Source organism: Enorma sp., from assembly GCF_982429025.1.
Window position 1 is genome coordinate 1 of the sequence record NZ_CEWCAA010000074.1, and the last position, 7,173, is coordinate 7,173.

Annotated in this window: 5 protein-coding genes; 2 read left to right on the forward strand and 3 right to left on the reverse strand. The window is 62.8% G+C overall.

Annotated features, from left to right (window positions below):
* Positions 1 to 878: putative manganese transporter (locus AC1VS5_RS09230; RefSeq protein WP_481218438.1), on the forward strand; the 878-nt coding region annotated here is incomplete at its 5' end.
* A 170-nt stretch (positions 879 to 1,048) separates the two neighbouring features.
* On the opposite strand, the gene AC1VS5_RS09235 is transcribed toward AC1VS5_RS09230, so the two are convergent.
* Positions 1,049 to 2,302: a DUF1015 domain-containing protein gene (locus AC1VS5_RS09235; RefSeq protein ID WP_481218439.1), complete on the reverse strand. Its 1,254-nt coding sequence runs from the start codon at positions 2,300 to 2,302 to the stop codon at positions 1,049 to 1,051.
* Between the two features lie 657 nt (positions 2,303 to 2,959).
* On the opposite strand from AC1VS5_RS09235, the gene AC1VS5_RS09240 reads away from it, so the two are divergent.
* Positions 2,960 to 4,033, forward strand: a complete 1,074-nt coding sequence (locus AC1VS5_RS09240; RefSeq protein WP_481218440.1) for a hypothetical protein — start codon at positions 2,960 to 2,962, stop codon at positions 4,031 to 4,033.
* 433 nt (positions 4,034 to 4,466) lie between these two features.
* Here the strand turns inward: AC1VS5_RS09240 and AC1VS5_RS09245 are convergent, their stop codons facing one another.
* Complete coding sequence (locus AC1VS5_RS09245; protein ID WP_419040238.1) at positions 4,467 to 5,630, reverse strand: phosphoglycerate dehydrogenase; 1,164 nt, start codon at positions 5,628 to 5,630, stop codon at positions 4,467 to 4,469.
* Between the two features lie 252 nt (positions 5,631 to 5,882).
* Entirely contained in the window at positions 5,883 to 6,983 is a 1,101-nt protein-coding gene (gene serC, locus AC1VS5_RS09250) for a 3-phosphoserine/phosphohydroxythreonine transaminase (RefSeq protein ID WP_481218441.1), read from the reverse strand.
* Positions 6,984 to 7,173 lie beyond the last annotated feature (190 nt).

The window sequence follows — 7,173 nt, forward strand, 5'->3', positions numbered from 1 at the left end:
GTGCGGCGGGGCCGGTGGTGGGCGCGCTTCTCGGCATCGTGCCGCAGTGCGGCTTCTCCGCCATGGGGGCGACGCTCTATGCGGGACGCGTCATCACGCTGGGCACGCTTGTGGCGGTGTTCCTCTCGACTTCCGACGAGATGCTACCCCTGCTCGTGGCCGAGCGCGTGGATGCGGGCCTTCTGGCGCAGGTGCTTCTGGCGAAGGCGGCGGTTGCCGCGGTGGTCGGCCTCGCTGTCGACGCCGCGCTGCGCGCGCTTCGCCGCAATGCGCGGGCCCATGCCGCCATGCGCCGCGGCGTGCTGGGACCTGCCGCCGTGGCGGGCGATCCCGCGGTCGAGCAGGATGTGATCGACGAGCTCGCGGAGGCGGGGGAGGGTGCAGACCATATCCATCGCCTGTGCGAGCGCGACCACTGCGGTTGTGACGACGATCATGAGGCGGGGTCTTCGGGCCATGATCACGGCCACGATCACCACGGCGGAGCGTGGCCGGTCGTCCGCAGCGCCCTTTCGCATACCGTGCAGGTGACCGTGTTCATCTTCCTCGTCACCATGGCTCTCGTGGCGGTGCTCGAAACGGTGGGGGAGCCGGCGCTCGAGGCGTTCCTGAGCGGAAACCGCATGCTCGCGGTCTTCGCCTCCGCCCTCGTGGGGCTCATCCCAAATTGCGCGGCCAGCGTGGTTATCACCCAGCTTTACCTCGAGGGAGTGCTCTCGTTTGGGGCTATGCTCGCGGGTACCCTCGTAGGAGCCGGCGCCGGCTTCCTGGTGCTCTTCCGCACCAATCGGAGCCTGCGAGAGAACGTGGTCATCCTTGTTGCGCTGTACGTGGTGGGCGTCCTGTGCGGCATCGTGCTCACTGGTATGGGAATGTAGGCTGGAGGGCCGGCGCGGGCGTGGTGGCCGGCGCGGGCGTGGGAGCCGGCGCGGGCGTGGTGGCTGACGCGAGAGGAAAGCCGAGATACGGGCGGAATGGCCGGCGCCGGTGGGCTTGGGCAAGAGGCGGGCCGGCCCCACGCATCACGCGAGGTGCGGATGGCGTTTCCTTAAGCGATGCGATGCAAGAACAGGCCGCTTCTGAGCTTCGGCTCGAACCAAGTTGATTTCGGCGGCATGAGAAGCCCGGCATCGGCTACCGCCATGAGCTGGTCCATGCTTGTTGCATGCAGGGTGAAGGCTACGCCGAGGGAGCCTGCTCGCTCTTCGAGCTCCGCCGTCCCGCGTATGCCGCCTACGAACGCGATGCGCTCGTCGAGCCGTGGATCCCCAATGCCCAGGATCGGCCCAAGAAGATGCTCTTGGAGGATGGAGGCGTCGAGCGCCGCAACAGGCCCCGCGCTTTGCGCCTCTGCCAAGAGCTCGGGCGAACAGGAGAGCTTCCGCCAGCGTCCAGCGCTGAACAAGCCGAAAACGGTTGGTTTCTCGGGCTCTACGGGGCCGTCATGCTCTTCGACCTCGAAGCCTGCTGCCTGCACCCGCTCGATGAGCTCGGCTGGCGAGAGCCCCGCGCGGTCGGCGACCACACGGTTGTAGGGGAGGATAGTGAGCTGGCTTGCGGGGAACAGCACCGAGAGGAAGTAGTTGAAGGGCTCCTTGCCAGTGTAGGTGCCCTCTGCCTGGGCCTTGCTGCGCAGGTCGTGGGCGGCGCGGACGGCCGAAGCGGTCCTATGGTGGCCGTCTGCGATATAGAGGCTCGGCATACGCTCGAGCATGGCATGAATGGCTTCGATGCTCTCGGGACGATGGACGCGCCAGACCGTCTGCTCGATTCCCTCCTCGTCGGTGAAGTGGTACAAGGGCTTGCCGGTTTTCACGGCGTCTAAGATGAACTGAAGCACCGGCTCGTCTCGGTAGGCGAGGAAGATGGGGCCGGTTTGGTAGCCGAGCGCCTCGATGTGGTCGACGCGGTCCTGCTCTTTGTCTGGCCGGGTGAGCTCATGGCGCTTGATGCGGCCCTCCTCGTAGTCGGCGACGGAGCATACGGCCACGATGCCCGTCTGCGCGCGACCCGCGCGCTTCAGCTCGTAGAGGTAGTAGCAGGGCGCCGCATCATAGAGATAGGTGCCGTCGGCGATACGTTCGCGCAAAAGCTCCGCCGCGCGCGCATAGACCTCGGGCGCATACATGTCTTGGCTTGGGGGAAACTGCGTCTCGGGCCGATCGATGTTTGCGAACGAGAGCGGCCGCTCCTGCACGTAGGCCGCTGCCTCGTCGCGGTCAAAGACATCGTATGGTGGGGCGGCAACTTCGGCTGCAACCTCCGGGGCTGGTCGCGTGCAAGGAAACGGTAAGACCTTCATGGTAGGCCCTTTCAAATCATGCGGAAACGATAGCCGCTCTATTGTACCGTGGCGGATGTAGGCGCTCTGCTGACATGGTTGATGCGGCGCCTGGAACAGTTCGTTCCACTATTGGGAATATCTTTTGGGCCATGTTGGTGTAAGAACCGCGTGACCCGATACTTTCCTGCGAAAACGCTGTTCGACACCACGGTGTTTTCGAGGGATTCGAGAAGATATTCCCAAAAGTGGAACGAACATTCAAAAAGACTGAGCGTGAGGGGGGCTAGGTGGAGTTTCCCTGCCTTGGCACGGTTTCGTCTGCTTGCAAATCGCGCCGCTATGTCATGGTGCCGTTTCGGTGCGGTGCACAATCGCGCCGTTGTGCCCTGGCACCGTCAGAGCACCGTGCACAATCGCGCCGTTGTGCCCTGGCACCGTCAGAGCGCCGTGCACGATCGCGTCAGAGCCCTTCTAGCGCAACGCACAATGTGTGCATAACATGAACGGGAACTCAATGGTGCGCCCCATGCCGATGTTGCTGCTCGATGAAGCCTTTTCCGCTGGGCGTGCCATGCTGCTCGATTCAGATTCTTGTCAGATTTTGTTTAGATTCTGTTCGGCCCCTCCACAAACATTTCAACTGCTGGCGATGGTCACAATCGCTATGGTTGGTCTATGGATACCGTTCTTTGGGGCATATCGGCATTCCTTCTTCATCGGATGCCGCCCGCGGTTCGGGCGTATGTGCTCGACCGCGCGAATCAGGGTGTTTCCGCGCGAGCGGATACCCTGTTCACGCGCGCGGCGTTGCGGGACGAAATCGGGTCGCCGCTGCATCTTCTCGTGACGGACCCGAATCGACACCATTCTTCGGCGGTGACGAGGATGCATGTCTGGGAGGGGGATATGCCCCGCGGTGCGATTGTCGACGTGCTGCCCGATTTCGACCGTGTGCGATCAGTTGCTCCTTTGCTTGCGCTTTTTGGTATGGCTCCCGCGATGAGTGAGACGAATCTGATCATGGCGCTTTGCGAGCTGTGCGGGCGCTTTTCCATCTATGAGCCGTCTGCCGAGGTGCGTGTCTGGCTGCAGGGGCTTATCGATGCAGGCAGCCTGTCAAAGCTCGATGGGTGGCGGCCAGTGCTCACACGCGAGGGAAAACTAACATCGTTGTGGTGCCGCCCGCCGGTGACGAGTGTCGCTGAGGCGCGGAAGTTCGCCGAAGCAGTGAGCTGGCGGCGCGGTCACAAGCGATTTGCCCGCGCTGTCATGCGCGCCTTTGACGGCGCCGCCTCGCCGTTCGAGGTGCAAGCTGCTTTGAGGCTGGGGCTTCCGCGCCGTATGGGCGGGTCGGGATTTCCGGAGATACGGGTAAATGAGCGCATTCCCCTGAGCCCTGCAGCTCGTCTAATTGCTGGAAAGGTGGTTTGCTATGCGGATCTTCTCATTGAGGGGAGGGAGGGGACGCGCCCTGTTATCGTCGAGTGCCAAAGCAAGCTCATCCATGCGAGCCGCGAGCAGTCGCTTGCTGATGGGGAGCGGCTCATGGCGCTGCAAAGCATGGGATTTACGGTTGTTCCGCTTACTTTTGAGCAGCTCGTCATCCCCTCGGTGTTCGCGAGCGTAGAGCGCTACCTCGCTCGAGAGCTCGGATTGCGGATAGCGCCCAAGTCAGCGGCCCTGCAACGAAAAGAGTCTGAATTGTGCCGCGAACTCTTCATGGATTGGACCAAGCTGGGGCGTTCCTGAGGGATGTTTCGCATCGTTGCCCTCTGCGGGAAGAAGTTCGTTCCACTTTTGGGAACATCTACTCGAGCGCAGCGAGCTAATCGTCGATTTTTCTTGCGTTTTCGCAGGAATTGAGCAATTGAGCAAGCGCTTTCATAGGGCTTCGCAAAAAGATATTCCCAAAAGTGGAACGAAATCTTCAAGATGCCGAGGTGCTCGATGTAGAGCGCCTCGAGCACTTGCTCGTAGGCGAGGCTACGGGCGCTTGCGGTCTGGGTAGCGGATACTCGCTCGCAGTCGGGGCTACGGGCAATCGCAGTCGGGGTTTCGGGCGCTTGCCGCAGCCGGTCACGGGCGTTCCGGGAGCGCGGGCGCTGCCCCCGGAACCCAACGGCCCTTCTCTCGAAGAGGGCGGCTTACGGCGCTGTATTTGATGCGGGCAAGGGATATCCAGCTATTTGATAACGCGGACGCGGTACATCGACGAGATGCGCTTGAGGGCATCGATGGTCGAGCTCTCGAGATGCTCGTCGGTGTCGAACATCGTGTAGGCATTCTCGCCGGCGCTTTCGTTGACCATGCGCTGCACGTTGGCGTTGTCCTTGGCGAGGATCGCCGTGATCTGGCCGATCATGTTGGGCACGTTCGCGTGCAGGCAGGCAATGCGGCTCGCGGCGCGCGCCTTGCCCATGGAGCAGCTCGGATAGTTCACGGAGTGCGCGATATTGCCGTTCTCCAAATAGTCCTTCAGTTCCGAGATGGCCATATCGGCGCAGTTGGCCTCGGCTTCCTCGGTGCCGGCGCCCGAGTGTGTGGTGATGAAGGTGTTGGGCATGAGCACGGTCTTGGGCGTGGCGAAATCCGTCGCGAACCACGAGAGCCTGCCCTCATGGAGGGCGGCGTCGACGGCATCCTCGTCAACGATGGTCTCGCGTGCGAAGTTGATGAGCACCGCGCCGGGAGCGAGGAGCGCAAGCTGGTCGGTGCCGATCATGCCCATGGTGTCCGCCTTGCTGGGCACGTGGAGGGTCAGGTAGTCGCAACCGCGGCAAAGGTCTTCGAGGGTGCCTACGCGCTGCACGTCGCGGCTGAGCTCCCAGGCGTGCTCAACGGAGATGAAGGGGTCGTAGCCATACACATCCATGCCCAGGTAGACGCAGGCGTTGGCAACCTTGGAGCCCACGTTGCCCAGGCCGATCACGCCCACGCGCTTGCCCTTGAGCTCGCGTCCCACGAATGCCTTCTTGACATGCTCGGCGTGGGTGAGGATATCGGGGTCGTCGGCGTTCTGGCGTACCCAATCCATCGATTGCACGACGCCGCGGCTCGAGAGGACCATCATGCAGAGCACGATCTCCTTGACAGCGTTCGCGTTAGCGCCCGGAGAGTTGAAGACCACGACGCCGCGCTTCGCGTAATCGTCGATAGGGATGTTGTTCACACCGGCTCCGCAGCGCGCGATGGCCCGGATGCTCGCGGGCAGGTCGTATCCGTGAAGGTCGGTCGACCGCATGAGGATGGCGTCGGCTTCGGCCGTGTCGTCGACAAAGGCATAGCCGTCGCCGAAGGTGACCTGGCCGTCTTTGGTAATGTCATCGATGATTTTGATGTTACGCATGGTGCTCCCATCGGGTTCTTGATGTGTTCCCTGCGCTCGGGCAGTCCTGCTCGCTCAGAGGCGCCACTGGCGCCTCTGGCTCGTGCGGAACTCGCGCGGGGAACACATCAAGAACCCTGCGCGCCAGGGAACGAATCACTACGGTAAAGGGGTGCACGGGCTACATGTTTGGCTCGTGCAGAAACCTGCGACCCATGAGGATTGGGGTTGCAGGCCAAGAGGCTAGCAGCTGGCTTGGAGCGGGCTGCTAGCCTAGTTAGATCGACGGCTCTCCTCGAACTCTTGCATGTAGGCTGCGAGCGCGTCGACGGATGCTTGGGAAACGGCGTTATAGATGCTCGCACGCATGCCGCCTACGAGGCGGTGTCCCTTGATACCCTCGATGCCGCGCTCGCGAGCACCGGAGATAAACGCTTCGTCCAGTTCCGGCGTGGCGCAACGGAAGGCGACGTTGCTGATGGAGCGAGATTCTGGCTGCGCCGTGGGCACGAAGATCTCGCTGCGGTCGAGCAGGTCGTAGAGCGTCTTCGCTTTCTGGCGGTTGCGCTTTTCCATGGCGGCGAGCCCGCCTTCGTTCTCGACCCAACGGAACACCTTGCCGCACAGGTAGATTCCGAACGTGTTCGGCGTGTTCATCATCGAGTCCTTGTCCGCCTGCGTGCGGTAGCTCATGTACGAGGGGCAGCATGCGAGCGCTGGGCCCTCGCCCAGCAGGTCGTCGCGGACGATGACGACGGTCACGCCCGCGGGGCCGGCGTTCTTTTGCGCGCCGGCATAGATGAGCCCATAGCGCTCGACGTCGAGCGGCATGGAAAGGAAGCAGCTCGACACGTCTGCGACGAGCGGGGTGGCGCCGCAGTCGGGGAGCGTGGAGAACATCGTGCCGAAGATCGTGTTGTTCTGGCAGATATAGACGTAGTCGAGGTCTCCAGCTGCGGCCCGCTCCGAAGCGGGCGCAAGGTCGGGGATGCGATCGAAGCCGGTGTCTTCGCTCGAGGAGAGCACCTCGGCCTCACCGTACTTTCGCGCTTCCTGCCATGCAAGCCTGGCGAAGTTTCCGGAGACGATGTAGCCCGCCCGGCCCGTGCGCATGAGGTTCATGGGGATACCGGCAAACTGCAGCGTAGCGCCACCCTGAAGGAACAGCACATGATAGTTGCTTGGGATGCCGACGAGCCGGCGCAGCGTGTTCTCGGCGTCTTGGATGACTTCGGAGAACGCGTGGGAGCGATGGCTCATCTCCAGGATGGACATGCCGCATCCACGGTAATCAAGCAGTTCGGCCTGGGCCTCTTGGAGCACGCTTTCTGGGAGCGCAGCAGGACCGGCGGAGAAGTTATGCACGCGTGGCACCGAAACCCCCTTGTCTATGCAATATCGGAGTCTCGTAACTCTACCATATGCCCTACGGCGCAACGCGACCGTCGCTCAGTTAATCCCAGTGAAACACTCGAGATTTCGGGCATCCCGAGGAGCACCGGCGGCGACGGGGCGCGGGGGCAAGTCCGGGGCGCCGGCGGCGACGGGGCGCGGGGGCAAGGCC

Excerpts from the sequence above, each read along its gene's own strand:
- AC1VS5_RS09235 (WP_481218439.1), bottom strand. The coding sequence starts at position 2,302 with ATGAAGGTCTTACCGTTTCCTTGCACGCGACCAGCCCCGGAGGTTGCA.
- AC1VS5_RS09240 (WP_481218440.1), top strand. The coding sequence starts at position 2,960 with ATGGATACCGTTCTTTGGGGCATATCGGCATTCCTTCTTCATCGGATG.
- AC1VS5_RS09245 (WP_419040238.1), bottom strand. The coding sequence starts at position 5,630 with ATGCGTAACATCAAAATCATCGATGACATTACCAAAGACGGCCAGGTC.